The organism is endosymbiont of Ridgeia piscesae (assembly GCF_001443665.1).
In the GTDB taxonomy this organism is placed as follows: Bacteria; Pseudomonadota; Gammaproteobacteria; order Chromatiales; family Chromatiaceae; genus Endoriftia; species Endoriftia persephonae.
Genome location: NZ_KQ557146.1, coordinates 1 through 15,516, shown reverse-complemented (window position 1 = coordinate 15,516; position 15,516 = coordinate 1). Strand labels below are relative to the sequence as shown.

Annotated in this window: 19 protein-coding genes; 11 read left to right on the top strand and 8 right to left on the bottom strand. The window is 59.9% G+C overall.

The features are described 5' to 3' along the window. Nucleotides 1–127 precede the first annotated feature (127 nt). Complete coding sequence (locus Ga0074115_RS13475; protein ID WP_057956417.1) at nt 128–1,276, top strand: hypothetical protein; 1,149 nt, start codon at nt 128–130, stop codon at nt 1,274–1,276. Nucleotides 1,277–1,580: 304 nt separating this feature from the next. On the opposite strand, the gene Ga0074115_RS13470 is transcribed toward Ga0074115_RS13475, so the two are convergent. From Ga0074115_RS13470 to dapC, 8 genes are all read right to left on the bottom strand, one after another. Then, nucleotides 1,581–2,198 (bottom strand): riboflavin synthase, encoded by a 618-nt coding sequence (locus Ga0074115_RS13470; RefSeq protein WP_060528619.1) that lies wholly within the window; start codon nt 2,196–2,198, stop codon nt 1,581–1,583. Nucleotides 2,199–2,218: 20 nt separating this feature from the next. Beyond that, the gene (locus Ga0074115_RS13465) at nt 2,219–3,421 is read right to left on the bottom strand and encodes a glutathionylspermidine synthase family protein (RefSeq protein WP_060528618.1); all 1,203 of its coding nucleotides are present in this window, start codon (nt 3,419–3,421) and stop codon (nt 2,219–2,221) included. Between the two features lie 3 nt (nt 3,422–3,424). Beyond that, on the bottom strand, nt 3,425–4,045 hold the full coding sequence (locus Ga0074115_RS13460; protein WP_232433104.1) for a Cj0371 family chemotaxis-regulating polar lipoprotein: 621 nt from the start codon (nt 4,043–4,045) through the stop codon (nt 3,425–3,427). A gap of 154 nt (nt 4,046–4,199) precedes the next feature. After that, complete coding sequence (locus Ga0074115_RS13455; protein ID WP_057956420.1) at nt 4,200–4,661, bottom strand: tellurite resistance TerB family protein; 462 nt, start codon at nt 4,659–4,661, stop codon at nt 4,200–4,202. A 47-nt stretch (nt 4,662–4,708) separates the two neighbouring features. Then, nucleotides 4,709–5,836 (bottom strand): succinyl-diaminopimelate desuccinylase, encoded by a 1,128-nt coding sequence (dapE, locus tag Ga0074115_RS13450; protein WP_057956421.1) that lies wholly within the window; start codon nt 5,834–5,836, stop codon nt 4,709–4,711. Continuing rightward, complete coding sequence (locus Ga0074115_RS13445; protein WP_057956422.1) at nt 5,836–6,183, bottom strand: ArsC family reductase; 348 nt, start codon at nt 6,181–6,183, stop codon at nt 5,836–5,838. The genes dapE and Ga0074115_RS13445 overlap by 1 nt, the downstream gene beginning before the upstream one ends. A 55-nt stretch (nt 6,184–6,238) precedes the next feature. Further along, nucleotides 6,239–7,060, bottom strand: coding sequence for a 2,3,4,5-tetrahydropyridine-2,6-dicarboxylate N-succinyltransferase (gene dapD / locus Ga0074115_RS13440; protein ID WP_006474029.1), 822 nt, complete (start codon nt 7,058–7,060; stop codon nt 6,239–6,241). 26 nt (nt 7,061–7,086) lie between these two features. After that, complete coding sequence (gene dapC, locus Ga0074115_RS13435) at nt 7,087–8,283, bottom strand: succinyldiaminopimelate transaminase (RefSeq protein WP_060528617.1); 1,197 nt, start codon at nt 8,281–8,283, stop codon at nt 7,087–7,089. Nucleotides 8,284–8,389: 106 nt separating this feature from the next. Between dapC and Ga0074115_RS13430 the strand changes: the two genes are divergently transcribed. The 10 genes from Ga0074115_RS13430 to Ga0074115_RS13385 all read left to right on the top strand — a co-directional run bounded on the left by Ga0074115_RS13430 (nt 8,390) and on the right by Ga0074115_RS13385 (nt 15,424). Further along, a complete protein-coding gene (locus Ga0074115_RS13430) occupies nt 8,390–8,734 on the top strand; it encodes an AF1514 family protein (protein ID WP_060528616.1) in 345 nt (114 codons plus the stop codon). Between the two features lie 177 nt (nt 8,735–8,911). Further along, nucleotides 8,912–9,424 (top strand): Na+/H+ antiporter subunit E, encoded by a 513-nt coding sequence (locus Ga0074115_RS13425; RefSeq protein ID WP_060528615.1) that lies wholly within the window; start codon nt 8,912–8,914, stop codon nt 9,422–9,424. Next, a complete protein-coding gene (locus Ga0074115_RS13420; RefSeq protein ID WP_057957182.1) occupies nt 9,421–9,687 on the top strand; it encodes a monovalent cation/H+ antiporter complex subunit F in 267 nt (88 codons plus the stop codon). Before Ga0074115_RS13425 ends, Ga0074115_RS13420 begins: the two co-directional genes overlap by 4 nt. Further along, nucleotides 9,684–9,989, top strand: a complete 306-nt coding sequence (gene mnhG / locus Ga0074115_RS13415; protein ID WP_060528614.1) for a monovalent cation/H(+) antiporter subunit G — start codon at nt 9,684–9,686, stop codon at nt 9,987–9,989. The genes Ga0074115_RS13420 and mnhG overlap by 4 nt, the downstream gene beginning before the upstream one ends. After that, entirely contained in the window at nt 9,986–10,288 is a 303-nt protein-coding gene (locus Ga0074115_RS13410; RefSeq protein ID WP_005964001.1) for a hydrogenase subunit MbhD domain-containing protein, read from the top strand. The genes mnhG and Ga0074115_RS13410 overlap by 4 nt, the downstream gene beginning before the upstream one ends. After that, nucleotides 10,275–10,961, top strand: coding sequence for an MnhB domain-containing protein (locus tag Ga0074115_RS13405; RefSeq protein ID WP_057957180.1), 687 nt, complete (start codon nt 10,275–10,277; stop codon nt 10,959–10,961). Before Ga0074115_RS13410 ends, Ga0074115_RS13405 begins: the two co-directional genes overlap by 14 nt. Further along, a complete protein-coding gene (locus Ga0074115_RS13400; RefSeq protein ID WP_060528613.1) occupies nt 10,961–11,425 on the top strand; it encodes a sodium:proton antiporter in 465 nt (154 codons plus the stop codon). The genes Ga0074115_RS13405 and Ga0074115_RS13400 overlap by 1 nt, the downstream gene beginning before the upstream one ends. After that, nucleotides 11,422–12,891 (top strand): complex I subunit 5 family protein, encoded by a 1,470-nt coding sequence (locus Ga0074115_RS13395; protein WP_060528612.1) that lies wholly within the window; start codon nt 11,422–11,424, stop codon nt 12,889–12,891. Before Ga0074115_RS13400 ends, Ga0074115_RS13395 begins: the two co-directional genes overlap by 4 nt. Then, the gene (locus Ga0074115_RS13390; protein WP_057957179.1) at nt 12,888–14,765 is read left to right on the top strand and encodes a proton-conducting transporter transmembrane domain-containing protein; all 1,878 of its coding nucleotides are present in this window, start codon (nt 12,888–12,890) and stop codon (nt 14,763–14,765) included. The genes Ga0074115_RS13395 and Ga0074115_RS13390 overlap by 4 nt, the downstream gene beginning before the upstream one ends. After that, on the top strand, nt 14,765–15,424 hold the full coding sequence (locus tag Ga0074115_RS13385; protein WP_232433103.1) for a respiratory chain complex I subunit 1 family protein: 660 nt from the start codon (nt 14,765–14,767) through the stop codon (nt 15,422–15,424). Before Ga0074115_RS13390 ends, Ga0074115_RS13385 begins: the two co-directional genes overlap by 1 nt. Nucleotides 15,425–15,516 lie beyond the last annotated feature (92 nt).

Here is a 15,516-nt window from a genome sequence, read left to right as displayed (position 1 = left end):
AATCCTTATGTGGTAATAAGATAAAAGGCGCGCTGATGTTTTCTATTGGCGGTGAAATCGCCGTATTATAGTCGCTCCGCAATAGAGGGCTGCGGTGCAGCGTGGCCAGCCGCAATAAGGGAAGAGTATGTACAATCGCAACAGCAACCCAATGGCCTCGATGTCGAGCTATCGGATCGAAAGCCGGATGCTACGCTACAGTACCTTCGTTCCAAAGCTCTACAATCTGTGCCGCTCCCTTGGCTTCGAGCATGGCAAGATCATGCCGTCGCGGGCCTTCTGCTCGGATGAGAGCCAAGGCTATCCGATCATCCTGATCGCCAAGCACTTCAACAGCTTCCCCTTCAACCACGGCTTGGTGGGCGGCATTGTCGCCACCGACCGTCACGGCCCGCACGCCCATCACGGCAAGGACCTGATCATCATCCATGCCAGCCATGTGGGCTACGATCCGGAGAGCCGGCAGTACGGCCACTATCGGCGGCTGCAGACCGAAGACAACAGCTGCTCCTCCAGCTGCGGCAAGATCGCCGGGGTGCTCGACTGGTACCAGCGCGAATACGACTTCGCCAGGGACAACATCCACGTCTTCAAGGAGGAGGGCGAGTGGCGCATCAGTATCGACAACCAACTGCTGGACGAGTCTCGTGAGGAGGGGCTCTACCTTGATCTGAGTCGCCTAGTGACGATGGACGACGCGGGTCTGATGAACCCGCTCAAGGTGTTCAGTACCTCCAAGACCTTCCGTGCCTCGGATGAGCTGGCGGGTCTGCTCGACATCAGCGGCACCGGATCAGAACCGACTCCTCTGGGGGATCGCCTGCAGCCCGACTGGTACAGTTTCAAGCGTCAGATCCGTGGTGGGAAGGAGGAGGGCCACAGCCATCTGGAGCATAATCTGCTGCCAGTGATGCCTTGGGTGCTCGCAACTAAGTCACCTATGCTGACGGCTGCCAAGGTCAATACCCAAGTGGAGTTTGATCGCACCTACCGCAGTCTGCTGAAAGAGACGGAGTACAAAGGTCGGCGGCTGATGCTGATCTCGGGACTGCATATCGACATCTCACCAGTCGAGGGGCAGCTCTTCCCACTGACCAAGTTCGTGCCATGGGCCGCTTATCTGCAGCAGCCGGATGGCGCTCACCGTATCCTGGAGCAGGATGAGCTGTTCCAGATGCTTGATCAGCAGAGTGAGGAGAACCCTGACCAGACCGACCTAGAGGGCGCAATCCACGCCATGAGTGAGGCGGCAGAGGTGCGCCCGCCCACTGAATAGTGCCACTTGGCACCTACGGAGCCTCTGATCAAGTCATGAACGCGTATCTTGCGCCCAGAATATCCAGTTTCTGCGTTGCAAATCTCGGCAACGGCTCCATGCGTGACTCTACCTCCTGCATCCAGGCAGTCGTTCGCAATAGTCAGCTATCCCCGGACAGGGATGTAGGGGAGGTGCGTGAGCAGGGAGCGATAGCTTTACGTGCGATTTGCGTCTTGAATCTGAATATTCTGAATCACAATCGACTTCGTCCAGACTTAATCAGAGGCTCCCTAAGCAATCCGTTATCGGCACCTGCCCGAACCTATTTCGCCTCGATATAGCCGGGCAGGATGCGTTCCACCGTATCGACAATCGCCTGGGTCTGCGGGTCGGTCTCGATGTTGATCCGGTCTCCAGGCTGGCGCGAGCCAATATTGGTGCGTTGCAGGGTCTCAGGGATCAGGTTGACATCAAATTCGTTGCCATCGACCTCGCCAATGGTGAGGCTGATGCCGTCGATACCGATGTAGCCCTTGGCAAATAGATACTTGCCAAAGGCCTCGGGCAGGCGGAAACGGATGTTGCGGTTGTTCTCCGAGCGCTTCACCGCCACCACTTCGGCAGTGCAGATGATATGCCCGGACATGGCGTGGCCACCGATATCGTCGCCAAAACGGGCGGCTCGTTCTACGTTGGCCCGGTCGCCGGGTTGCAGTTCGCCGAGGTTGGTCAGGCGCAGGGTCTCGCGCATCAGGTCGAAGCTGACGATATCCCCGTCGATCGCGGTGACAGTGAGGCAGCAGCCGTTGTGCGCCACCGAGGCGCCCGGCACCAGCCCCGCCAGCATTGCCTCGGGCAGGCGCACTTGATGGGTGCGGAAATCGGTCTTCTCGCTGATCTCGATCAGCTCGGCGGTGCCTTGGACGATACCGGTGAACATAGCGGCTCCTGGGGTGGTGGTCAGGCGCTGGGGAGCCGCAGGGGCTCGCTGATCAGATGGCCGACAAACTTGCTCATGTTGTCGAGGATCGCGCCACCGCGGCGAAAGCCGAGCCCGCAGGCCTCCCAGACGTAGAAAACGCCGGCCTGATAGTGTCGTCCGGCGCTGTCTTTGGGGAACTCCACAAACTCCTGGTAGATACTCTTGTGGAAGCCGTAGGGGCCGTCGCTCTGCTCAATGATCTGGCCGTTGGCGTCGAGGATTGCCATGTTGGCGCCCTCCCGGCCGAACAGCTTTTTCTCCACCTGGGGTAGACCGTTGAGCGGCTTGAAGGCGGTCTTCAGCAGATAAGGTGAGTCGGGGTAGAGGTCGCAGAGGATCTTCATCATCCCCTTGCTCTGAAACAGCAGGGTGTAGGCGGGGTTGATGAAGCGAGTCTGGCCCTGTTTGGCAATCTTCTCCAGGATCCGGGTCAGCTCCAGCTCCTGCTCGGCGATATCTTCCCAGGGGAAGAGTTTGAACCAGAAGTCGGCCAGCTGTTTGTCTTTGTTGAAGACCCCTTCGTTGTTGATGAAACCGGCTTCGTCCAGGTAGCAGAAGTCGGTGAAGAGACCGGCCTCGTGGGCGACCTGCTGCAGGTAGCGGGTGGTGCGCTCATCCTCCGGCAGGTCGCGGATGCTGGAGAAGAGCAGCTTCTCGCCCTGGTAGGCGCTGGCGAAGTCGAAGTTGGCGTCGCCACCGCTGATCAGGCGCTGGAAGTTGCCCTGCAGCATCTCGTGTAGGTTGTTGAACTGGCGCGCCTCATCCATGCCGTTGGCTTTCAGCATCGCCCACTGGATGATGGCGGTCTCGAACAGACTGGTGGGGGTGTCGGCGTTGAACTCGATCAGCTTGATCGGCTTGCCGTCCAACCCGCCGGCCAGGTCGAAACGACCGTAGAGGTGCCAGTCGTCCCGCTCCCAGCTCTCTTCGATCAGCCCTACCAGGTTGGAGGGGATGCCTAGCTCATAGTAGAGCTGATTGTCGATGACGTGCTGGGCCGCCTCCACATACATATCGTAGAGGGTGTTGGCGGCCTGGTAGTAGGCCTCCGCCTCCGCTTCGCTGACCTGCACCAGTTCACTGGCGATGTAGTCGCTGCCATCCTCATCGGTATGCCAGCTCATGCCGATCTCTTCCATGAGGCCCTTGTCGAGGGGCTTCACTGCCAGGGTATCGATCACGCTTCAGCCTCCAAAGGAGCCAAAGCGGCTGCTGGAGGATCGGGGGGCCGATTTGTTGCCGCCAAAGAAGCCACTCTTGGGCTGCTTGTTGCTGGCAGTCTTCTTATAGGGTTGCGAGATCGAACTGGTCGGGCGGCCGCCGCCATACTGCTGCTGGTTGCGCTGGAAGTTACTGTTGTTCATCAGCTTGTTGGCGATCATGCCACCGATCAGCGAGCCGGCCGCAGTCGCCAGCAGGGTCTCGCCCAGGGACATGCCGCCGGAGTGCATGGAGGGATCTTCGGTGAGACGAGAGGTGCCCGCCTCGACCTTGGCGGCCTCCTGTTCGGCGATCTGTTTCAGTTCATCCTCGGAGAGGAAGCGCTCGTTGCCATCCATATCGCGTAGGATGGCGCGGTTTGGGCCGGTGGTTGGATGTTTCTCTACCAGCTTGTAGCTGTCGGGATTGGCGCCGGTCTGCTCGATCACCATAAAGGCATTTTGCCCCTGCTCGGCGCCGGCCTGTGAGCCAAAGCCGCCGGGGGGGGGTGCTCCCTGGTCGCTGCAGCCATTGAGGCTGGCGATCACGCTTAGGCCGATACTGCCGGCGATGGAGTAGGAGAGTACCTTCTTGATGTGTTTCATTGAGTTGCCTGTGATGCTTTCCAAGAACAATTGAGGGGCATTCTAACTGCTTGCTGGTATGCACAAAACCGCAGAGTGGTTTTGGGATAGATGGCGCAGAAGCCTGTTTGCCGGGGAGGGAGGCCGTTTTGGGTCTTCGGCGTGGTTCGGCTGGTCATTTGGTCGAGTTGAGAACACGGTGTTTGGCTGCGATGAAATCCCCATGAGCGACATGGATCAGATCAGCCAGCCTGCGAATCAGATGTTCTTCATACTTGTGCAGTTCGTCGTCGGCAAAGGCCACCTGCCACAGCTCCTCGATCAGCGCTATCTTTTGCGTTGGGCTGTAGTGCTGGTTGATCAGACGGGTGAACTGAAAATAGTCCGTCGATGCGGCCTGTTCTGACCTGGCGAGTGTGACTAGTTGATCCGCCTCCTTAGTATCCAGGCCGAAATGGTTTGTTACCGCGTCGAGCAGGGCGCGTTTCTCTTCCTCGTGTTGCCTGTAGTCGGACTCCGCAACCTCGAGCAGCAACGCGGCAACCGCCAGTCGGAGTGCGTGTTGTGGATCCTGAGCTGTCTCCTGGGAGCCGGGCGCCAGATGGGTATCAAAAAAACGTTTGATGGTATCGAGCATCTATACTCTCTGATGGTGGGTTTGTCTAGAAGGGGTAGGGTGAGAACCTACAGCAGCAACTGTTTAAGTATCCCGGTATAGATGCGGGCCAGATGCTCCAGATCATCGACGCTGACACACTCGTTGACCTGATGGATGGTGGCGTTGAGCGGTCCCAGTTCGAGTACCTGGGCACCGGTGGGGGCGATGAAGCGCCCGTCGGAGGTGCCGCCGGAGGTGGAGAGTTCGGTGTCGAACCCCATCTCCTCGCGGATTGCCGCCTGAGCCGCCTCCACCAAGGGCCCGGAGGGGGTGAGGAAGGGGTTGCCGGAGAGCTGCCAGCGGATCTCATAGCCGAACTCGCCCTTGTCCAGTATCGCCTCCACCCGCTGCTGAATGCGGAGCGCATCCAGTTCAGTGGAGAAGCGGAGGTTGAACTGGGCGTTGAGTTCGCCGGGGATGACATTGGTGGCGCCGGTGCCCATGTTGAGGTTGGCGATCTGGAAGCTGGTGGGAGGGAAGTGCTCATTGCCCTGGTCCCACTCCTCGGCGCAGAGCTGCGCCAGCACCGGGGCGAAGGCGTGTAGCGGATTTTTCGCCAGCTGCGGGTAGGCGACATGGCCCTGTTTGCCGATCACCTTTAGGTAGCCGCTGATCGAGCCGCGCCGGCCGTTTTTCACCGTATCGCCTAGCCGCTTGCTGCTGGAAGGCTCGCCCACTAGGCACCAGTCGATCTTCTCCCCTCTCGCCTCCAGAGTCTCCACCACCCGGATGGTGCCATCGCTGGCGTCACCCTCTTCGTCGCTGGTGATGAGAAAGGCGATGGAGCCTTGATGATCGGGGTGCTCGCCGATGAAGGTCTCACAGGCGGTGACCATCGCCGCCAGGCTGCCCTTCATGTCAGCGGCGCCGCGGCCGTAGAGCAGGCCGTCGCGGATCTCCGGTTGGAACGGGTCGGAGTGCCACTGCTCGCGTGGTCCGGCAGGCACTACATCGGTGTGGCCGGCAAGGCAGAACAGCGGGCCGTTGTTGCCACGCCGCGCCCAGAAGTTGTCAGTATTGCCAAAACGCAGCCGCTCGATGCGGAAGCCGAGGGCCTGCAGGCGCTCAATCATCAGCTCCTGACAGCCGGCATCCGTGGGGGTGACCGACTGGCGGCCGATTAGTTCGATGGCGAATGAGAGGGTCTCGGACATCAGTCGAAGATCTCCGCGTAACTCGCCTCCGAAAAGCCCACATAGCGGGCATCATTGGTATCCAGCACCGGTCGTTTGATGATCGATGGGGTGGCCAGCATCACCTCGATGGCGCTGGCCTGGTCGATGTTGGCCTTAGTCTCAGCGTCGAGCTTGCGCCACATCATGCCGCGCTTGTTGAGCAGCGTCTCCCAGCCCAGTTCAGCGACCCAGTCGAGCAGTAGCTGCCGTTCCAGCCCGGCCTTTTTGAAGTCGTGGAACTGGTATTCGATGCCATGATCGTTGAGCCATTTGCGGGCCTTTTTCATGGTGTCGCAGTTTGGGATGCCGTATATCGTGATCGCCATAAATTATGAATTTAGAATTGATAATTCAAAATTTGGTATTGGATGGCGTTAGCCATCAGATATCACGCAGCAGTTCGTTGATGCCAACCTTGGAGCGGGTCTTCTCGTCAACCTGCTTGATGATCACCGCGCAGTAGAGGCTGTGGCTGCCGTCCTTTGAGGGCAGACTGCCGGGTACCACCACCGCGCCGGTGGGAACCCGACCGAAGCTGATCTCGCCGGTGAGGCGATTGTAGATCTTGGTGGACTGACCGATGTAGACGCCCATCGAGATCACCGCGCCCTGCTCGACGATGACCCCCTCGACGATCTCGGAGCGGGCGCCGATGAAGCAGTTGTCTTCGATGATGGTGGGGGCCGCCTGCAGTGGCTCCAGTACGCCGCCGATGCCGACGCCGCCGGAGAGGTGCACGTTCTTGCCGATCTGCGCGCAGGAGCCGACGGTGGCCCAGGTATCGACCATGGTGCCGGAATCGACGTAGGCGCCGATGTTGACGTAGGAGGGCATCAGCACGCAGGAGGGGGCGATATAGGCGCCCTTGCGTACCGAAGCGGGCGGTACTACGCGCACCCCGGAGTCGCGGAAGTCGCGGGAGTTGTGGTCGGCGTATTTAGAGGGGACCTTGTCCCAGTAGTTGGTGTAGCCACCCTTCTGGAAGTAGTTGTCGTTGAGCCGGAACGAGAGCAGCACCGCCTTCTTCACCCAGTCGTTAACCACCCAGTCGCCATCCTGCCTCTCGGCGACGCGGATCTCGCCCCGATCGAGCTGGTTGATCGCCTCGGCCACCGCGTCGCGCACTAGCGTGTCGGCGCTGCGTGGGGTGATCTCAGCACGCTTCTCGAAGGCGTCAGTGATGATGGTTTGGATATCGCTCATTAAGTCAGCTCCGAATGGCTATTCGTTTAAAGGTTTTCTACAAACTGTTTGATGCGGTGGGCGGCGTCGATGCACTCGTCGAGCGGTGCCACCAGCGCCATACGAATCCGGTTATGACCGGGATTTTCGTCGCCTTCGCCACGGGAGAGATAGCTGCCTGGCAGCACCGCCACGTTCTGCTGTTCGAGCAGGCCGCGGGTGAACTCTGGATCGGGGATCGGGGTCTTCGGCCAGAGGTAGAAGCCCGCCTTCGGGCGCTCCACCTCCAATACGCCATCGAGGATCTGCAACACTGCATCGAACTTCTCGCGATAGAGGCGGCGGTTCTCCGTGACATGCTTCTCATCGCCCCAGGCCTTGATGCTGGCGGCCTGGGTGGCGGGGGGCATGGCGCAGCCGTGGTAGGTGCGGTAGCGGAAGAATGCGTCGATGATCTTGGCGTCGCCGGCAACGAAGCCAGAACGCAGGCCCGGTGCGTTGGAACGTTTCGACAGGCTGTGGAAGACAATGCAGCGTTTGTAATCGGTGTTGCCCATCTGCGCGGCGGCTTGCAGCAGTCCCATCGGCGGTTGGGTCTCGTCCAGATAGATTTCCGAGTAGCACTCGTCGGCGGCGATCACAAAACCGTATTTGTTGGCCAGTCGGATCAGCTTCTGCAGGGTCTCGATGCCGATTACCGCCCCGGTGGGGTTGGAGGGTGAGCAGAGATAGAGCAGATGGCAGCGTTCCCAGGTGGTGGCGTCCACCGCATCGAAGTCGGGGATGAAGCCGTTTGCTGCGTTGCAGTTGAGGTAGATCGGTTCGGCCCCGGCCAGATAGGCGGCCCCTTCGTAGATCTGATAGAAAGGGTTGGGCATCAGCACCAACGGCGAGCCGCGGCGGTTGACCACTGTCTGGGCGATCGCAAACAGCGCCTCGCGGGTGCCGTTGACCGGCAGGATATGTCTGGATGGATTGAGGCTCTCCGCTGGCAGCGAGAAGCGACGTTCCAGCCAGGCGGCGATGGCGGTGCGCAGCGATGCCGAGCCTTTGGTGACGGGGTAGACCGAAAGACCGTGCAGATGGCTGATCACCTCTTCGGTGATCAGCCCCGGTGTCGGGTGCTTGGGTTCGCCGATGGAGAGCGAGATGGGGCTGAGTCCCACCGGCGGTTCCACACCCTTGTTCAGTTTCGCCAGCTTCTCGAAAGGGTAGGGTTGGAGCTTTTCCAGGTCGCCGTTCATCGGGGGTCGGATCGCGGTTTGGGTTAACGGGGCATTATTGCCGCGTGCAAAGGGCGTAGTATAGGCGATCGGGAAAAGCCTGACCAACTTACAAAGGTAAACATCTATGTCTGATCGAGAGAGTGAGGAGGCGGCGGTCTGCATGGTTCGTCGTGAGCCGGAGATGCACGGAATCGAGGTCGTCGAACTCAATCCCGATCCGGCCTTGCCTGATTATCTGGAGGGGATGAAGCTGGCCGACGCTCAGGCGCAGTCGCGGCTCGGTGAGTTCATGCTGCTCTCCTGGTACGACCGGGACCGGAATTTTGAATCGCCACAGCATTCATCGGAGTGCCATCAGGATGCGGCAGTGCCGGGCTATGTGGACTACGGCATCCATCATGGGGCCAAGCTCAAGATCGACATCGAGCAGGGACGTTTTGTCTTTTTCTACATGCCGCAGGATTTCTGAGCTGGATAGTGCGCATGACTTTGATGTAGAACAAGTGCGGGTTGAGTGATCCGGCTTGGTCAGAATTTTCTCTGGCGGGATCTCAAAGAGTGGCTATACTTCGAGCGTCGCATGGGTTGGGAGTATTGCCCATCGTGGGCAGAGTTCTGGCATCTCTATTAGGTTTGCGGATCATCAGTGGAAGATAGACCGGTTTCGTTGGGACACTACCTCTTCGCTTACCTGAGTGCGCTAGCCTTGTGGCTGTTGCTAGTCGGTAGCCTGGACGCAGCTGAAGTCGTTACCGGGGCGCTGGTCGCCATGGTGATAACCTTGGCGGCGAGGCCAAGATTGCAGCTTCTGGTGGGGCTGCGACTGGAAGTGACCGCCCCCATCCATCTGTTTCGTTATCTCATCTATTTCTTTATCGCCCTGATCAAAGCCAATCTCGATGTGGCGCGTCGGGTACTGTCACCCGCATTGCCGATTCAGCCGGCACTAGTGGAGGTGGAGACCGAACTCCAATCTGATCTGGGCCGGTTATTACTTGCCAACAGTATTACCTTGACACCGGGCACCCTGTCGGTAGATGTGCGAGGTGAACGGATTCTGGTGCATTGGATCGATGCACTGCCGGGCTGTGACCTGGAGAGTGCGACGCAAGCGATCGTGGCTGGCTTTGAACGTCACCTGAAGGGTTTTCTGCGATGACACTGAGTGTGTTGGAGAAGTTGGCGTTATTCCTTATCGGTGCGGCGGTTGTGTTGAGCTTCCTGCGTCTGCTAATCGGTCCAGCAGCGCCGGACCGGGTCGTTGCGGCAGATACCCTGGCGGTGATTACCACCAGTGCGTTGCTGATGTTGGCGGCGCTGTTTGGCAGTGTGCTCTATCTTGATGTGGCGTTGATCTACGGCACGCTGGCGTTTGTCGGCGTGGTGGCAATTGCCCGGGCCATCGAGGGGGGGCGGCCATGAGACTGTTGGCAGACATTTTCCTCCTGATCGGCGCGGCCTTTACCTTTCTTGGCGCATTGGGCCTGCTGCGTATGCCGGATGTCTACAATCGCATCCAGGCGGGGACTAAGGCGGTGACCCTGGGTTCCCTGTCGATCCTGCTCGGCATCGCGTTGCTATTTCCCGATTGGTGGAGCAAGTTGCTGGTGATTGCCGGATTCATCCTTCTGACCAATCCCATCGGTTCTTCAACCATCGCGCGGGCGTTGCTGGTGGCGGGCGTTAAGCCCTGGCAGAAGAGTGGCGAGGGAGTTGAAAAATGATCGCGCTGGAGGTCTGGATCGCCCTGCTCATCGTGCTGGTGATGCTCGGATCTGCGCTCGCAGTGTTGCTGCTGAGAAGTCATATCGCTGCGGTGGTGGCGGCCTCGGTGGTGTCGCTGACGGTAACGATGATCTTTGTGCTGCTGCGGGCGCCTGATGTAGCCATGACCGAGGCTGCGGTGGGGGCTGGTCTGAGCAGCCTGATCCTGGCCCTTGGCCTGCGCCGGCTCGGGATCTGGCAGCTGGATGGAAAACGGGCGGGCCGGAACCTGCTGATGAGAGACCATGATGATGCGTAACCTGGCCTCTCTGCTGTTTGCTGGCGGCCTTGGATTTTTCTTGTTTGTGCTGGTTGGTGGACTCGATTTCGGCAATCTTCCAATGGTGGCCGGTGGTCTGATTCAGAATGAGGCGCCAGCAGAGGTTGGTACTGCCAATATCGTTACTGCGGTGGTGCTTGGCTACCGAGGCATAGATACCCTGGGGGAACTCTCAATCCTTTTCGCCTCGGCTGCTGCCGCCGGGCTGGTATTGGGGCGACGTCGGACTGCTGCTGGCAAGGAACCGGAGGGTGGTTTCATCCTGCGCGCTGGTGGTGATCTGCTGTTTCCGCTGCTATTGGTGGTGGGTTTCTACATTATCTTCCATGGCCATCTGACTCCCGGTGGCGGTTTTCAGGGGGGGGTGATCTTTGCCGCGGCCTTTTTTCTGCCGCTGCTGGCGCGTCCCGGTAGCTCGTTGAATCATGCCGGTCTCAGTCTCATCGAGGGGCTCGCTGGGGCCGGTTTTATTCTCATCGGGCTGTGGGCGCTCTGGCAGGGGGGGGAGTTCCTGCAACCGATGTTAGAGCGTGGTGTGCTCGGTGAACTGCTCTCTGCCGGCACCCTGCCGCTGCTCTACCTGGCGGTGGGGTTGAAGGTAGGGGCGGAGTTGGCGGGGCTGCTGGCCCATCTGGCGGAGGCGGATGAGTGATGTATAACCTGAGCCTCGATCTGATCCTCTATAGCGGCGCTTTGGGGCTGATCGTCATCGGCCTCGCCGGCATGGTGCTCTCCCGCCATCTGTTTCGTGTGGTGCTGGCGCTGGCGATCGCCGAGGCCGGCGCCAATCTGCTGCTGGTGCTGGCCGGCTATCGTTGGGATGCGGTGGCGCCGATCCTGAGCGGTGCGCAAGCCCCGGCATCGATGGTCGATCCGGTGCCCCAGGCGATGGTGCTCACTGCGATTGTCATCGGGGTCGGCATTCAGGCCCTGGCGGTCAGCCTGTTGGTAAAGATCCGGCACAGTTTTGGTACCTTGGAGCGGAGTGAAGTGGCGGCTGGCATGGATGAAGCGATCGCCGTCAGTGCTGCTGTGCCACTGCTGGGTAGTCGTGAAAAACCGGCGGGAGGGCGTCCTCTGCTACCGCCGGAGCCACTGCCGGAGAGCAAGGCATGAGCCAGATCGTGCTTGTTGTCGCCCTGCCGCTGTTGGCTGCCTTTCTGCTTCCGGTGGTGATGCGGATGGCGCTCGGCCTGGGTCTCTGGCTCGGTCCTGCCGTGCTGGGTTATGGACTCTGGACCCTGTGGCAAGTCTGGGCCCTTTCGGGGGGTGAAACCTTCTCCCTGGCCATCGGTGGGTTTGCACCACCCCTGGGCATCAATTTTTATGTCGATCCACTGGCGATGCTGTTTGCTGCCGCGGTCCAGTTGATGGGGCTGCTCTTCTGGCCGTTCAAGATCGATCGGGAGACCCCGCGCCGTCAGTCGTTGATGCTGTTGTTGCTGGCCGCCTCCACTGGCTTGGCCCTTTCTGGTGACCTGTTCAATCTCTATGTCTTCTACGAGTTGGTGGCGGTGGCCTCGTTTGGCCTGATAGCAGCGTCGGCGACTGGTGCTGCCTATGCGGCGACCTTCCGCTATCTGCTGCTTAGTGGCATCGGATCAGTGCTGACTCTGGTGGGGATAACGCTGATCTACAGCCAGACCGGCACTCTCAATCTGGCGCATCTGGCCCAGCTCGCTCCCGAGCAGTTGAATAATCCCCTGGGGCTTGCCGCTTTTGTCGCCATCCTTATCGGGGTTGGCGTGAAGGCGGAGCTGTTTCCGGTCAACAGCTGGGTGCCGGAGGTCTATGCTACGGCCCCCGCCCGAGTCTCGGCGATTCTTGCGGGGCTGGTCTCGAAGCTGGCGGTGCTGATCGTGGTGCGTCTGCTGGTGTTGCTGTTTCCACAGCCGGAGGCGGCGCAGGTGATGCTGCTGCTGGGCATGCTTGGGGTGATCAGTGGTGAGCTGGCGGCCTGGCGGGCACAGGACCTGAAGCGCATGTTGGCCTACTCCTCCATCGGGCAGTTGGGCATGATCTTCATCGCCTTTTCCCTGCCCGCGGGCGGTGGACTCTATGCCGGCCTGGCCCTGACGCTGCACCATATGCTGATCAAACCAGGGCTGTTCATGCTGGCGGAGCGCTGGGGGGGCTCGCTGCAGCGGTTGCGTGGAGCAGGCTTCGTCTCACCGCTGGGGGCCGGACTGTTTGTGTTGTTTTCGCTCTCGTTGGTGGGTATGCCGCCGTTGCCCGGTTTTTGGGCCAAACTGCTGTTGATCAGCGGGCTGGCGGGGCAGAGCGAACCACTTTATATGATGGCATTGCTGGTCTTTCTCTCGGCCACGGTGGTGGAGGCGAGTTATCTGTTTCGGTTGGCGGCGGCGCTGTTGCAGCGTTCGCCAGAAGAGGTGTCGAAGATGGCTCCGTTGCCTGAACGGCAGGGTCTGCTGGTCTCGAGTCTGCTCGCTGCTGGGCTGATCAGCGCGCTGGTGATGATCGCCCCCCTCGCTGAAGGGCTGAAAAAGGTGGCCAGTGAGGCGGGTGATGTGAGCGGTTATGTGAAGCATGTTTTCCCTTCTCGGGGAGGTGCTGGCCAATGACCTTGACACCTCTCGATGAACTGCTGTTGTTCTCCGCAGGCACGCTGCTGCTGGTCCTGTTGTTCGGCCGTATCCGGGCCAGCGGTTGGTTCGTGACCATCCTCTTTGGCGGTCAGCTGGTGGGGCTTTTGAAGATGGCTGGGCTGGCCTATGGTGGGGCCGCTGTAGCGCTTGGCTGGCAGTTGGAGGTGATGGAGCACACCCTCTCCTGGCGCTTTGATGCCCTGAGCTGGTATTTCGCCATTATCACCCTCGGTGCGGCGTTCCTCAGCAGCTGGTTTGCCGCTGGGGAATGGGGGGAGAGGTTTCGCAGTCAGGCTGGCAACCTCTGGTTGTTCCATGTAGCGATGGCGCTCAATGTGTTGACGATGCTGGTGTTGCTGGCCAGCGGTGACCTGCTCTCCCTGTTTATCGGTTGGGAGCTGGTGAGTTGGGCCGGTTTCCTGTTGATGGCGATGGCCGGTGGTGTGGCCACTAAAGCCGCGATGAAGTATCTCACCTACGCCATGGTCGGAGCGATGGCGATCTTCGGTGCCCTGGCTCTGCTCTTCAATCTGGCCGGATCGCTGCAATTCGAGGCGGTGATGGCCGCCGTGCCCACTCTTGGGACTGCCCAACTCTGGCTGTTGCTGCTGCTATTTTGTGCGGGCTTCGGCATCAAGATGGGATTGTTGCCGTTCCATCTCTGGCAGGCAGCGGCCTATGCCGAGACTCCTGGGCCGGGTGCCGCCTTTCTCGGCGCGATCTCGTCACGCATGGGGCTGTTTGCCATCCTGCTGGTATTGGTGAAACTGATTGGTATGAGTCGTGTTGAGGCGCTTGTGATCCCCCTCAGCATGATCGATGCGCGGGATCTGCTGGCCTGGATTGCCGTCTTTACCATTATCCTGCCCACCTTTACCGCGATGAAACAGAACGATGCGCGCCGGTTGCTCGCCTGGCATGGTATTGGACAAGGCGGTTACATGCTGCTGGGCTTGGTGGTGGCGGACGCCATGGGCAGTGCCGGTGGTCTTCTGCACGTGTTTAACTATGCGACCTGTCAGGCGGCGCTGTTTTTGGCAGTGACCGCGGTGGTGCATCGCACAGGTAGTGCGGATCTGAACCAACTGGGTGGACTGGTGACACGCATGCCGCTCTCCTTCCTCACCCTGCTGATCGGCATCATCGGTCTGGCGGGTCTGCCGCCGATGAACGGTTTTGTCTCCAAGTGGTTGGTTTACCGTTCGTTGTTGAATGAGGGGATGCCGCTGCTCTTTGTTGCCACGGTGATAGGCACTCTGGGCACTATCCTCTCGGTCTACAAGCTGATTCACAATATGTTCCTCGGCCAGTTGCGGGTGGAGCACGAGCAAGTTCGAGAGGCCCCTTGGAGCATGTTGGCGCCGATGCTGATCCTCTGCGTGATTATTTTTGCCAGCGGGCTGCTGCCGGGTATCCCACTGACCTGGGTTGCCGCGGTGCAGCAGGCGGTGGGGCTGCCGGTGCCCAGCTACACCCTGGGCGGGGTGGAGTCGGTCAGCGGCTCCCTGGATATGATCTGGGTGAGCGGGGTCTTGTTTGCCGGTTTCGGTATCGGTGCGCTGATCTTCTACTCCGCTGGTCCCAGCAAGAGGGTGCATCAGCTCGATAACTACGCTGGCGGCCACTTTCTCTCCGCCGATGTGCGCTACCAGTACAGCGACAACTTCTACGCCGGCCTGATGCACCTGATCGGCCCTTGGTACCGGCAGGGTTTTATATGGCTGGAGCGGGCCTTGGTTTCGTTCGTCGAATTCCTCTCATTGGGTATGCAGGGCATCTACCGGCGGGCACCGGCCGAGCTCTATCTGCTGATGACAACCGTCGTGTTGCTGGCCTGGGTGGTGATCTGATGACGACACTGGAACTGTTGCTCGAACTGCTGCTGATGCCGTTGATCGCCTTCCTGGCCGGTATGGGGATGGTGCTGATGATGCGTCGTATCGCGGCCAAACTGCAGCGCCGGGTCGGTCCACCACTACTGCAGCCGCTGTATGACATTGTCAAACTGCACAGCAAGGCGACCCAGGTTTCCCATGGTCTGATCCATGACATCGGTATCATCATGGCGGTGGGGGGGTACATCGCCGCCGAGACCCTGCTGCCAGTGCCGGGCATGGAGGGCATTGCCGCCAAGGGTGGCATCATCACCCTGGTCTATCTGATGATGATCCCCTCTCTGGGGCTAGCGCTGGGGGTAGGGCAGTGCGCCAACCCTAACGGCTCCATCGGCATCGCCAGAGCGCTGACTGCGATGCTCGCCTACGACATCCCTTTCGTGATCGTGATCTTCGGTGTTGCCTACCACTTCGGCACCACTAACCTGGTGGAGATTATCGCTGCCCAGCAGGCGGGCGGCATGGCGACCTGGGGGGCGATCGAGATGCCGCCGTTGGCCATCGCCGGACTGTTCGCGATGCAGGCCTCGCTGGGCAAACAGCCGTTTGAGATCTATGTCGCCCCGGCAGAGATCGCCACCGGTCCGATGGTGGAAATGGGCGGCAAGTATTAATCGTTCCGAAAGTATTGGCAGTCTATTTTTGAACTTGCCAAAATATACTTTGTATCTGACATGCGGAAGAAACTCTTAATCAGCGAAGTGCG